The sequence below is a fragment of the Halalkalibacter lacteus genome (assembly GCF_036663595.1).
GTDB classification, from domain to species: Bacteria; Bacillota; Bacilli; order Bacillales; family Bacillaceae_D; genus Halalkalibacter; species Halalkalibacter lacteus.
Genome location: NZ_JAWRVL010000348.1, coordinates 1 through 251, shown reverse-complemented (window position 1 = coordinate 251; position 251 = coordinate 1). Strand labels below are relative to the sequence as shown.

Annotated in this window: 1 protein-coding gene; it reads left to right on the top strand. The window is 70.1% G+C overall.

Annotation, left to right across the window (positions count from 1 at the left end; translation table 11 throughout):
- A partial coding sequence (locus SAZ04_RS22610) for an MFS transporter (protein WP_332699957.1) occupies positions 1–251 on the top strand: 251 nt, incomplete at both ends.

Here is a 251-nt window from a genome sequence, read left to right as displayed (position 1 = left end):
AAGGTGCTCATGTTCACCCTGCTCCTGATGGGCGCGTCGACGTTCCTCATCGGCTGCCTGCCCTCCTTCGACCAGATCGGCTGGGCCGCTCCCGTCCTGCTCGTGGTCGCCCGGCTGATGCAGGGCCTCTCCGCCGCCGGTGAGCAGGCCGGCGCCAGCTCACTGAGCCTCGAGCACGCCCCCGACCACCAGCGCTCCTTCTTCACCTCGTGGACGCTGACCGGCACCCAGGGCGGCCAGATCCTCGCTGC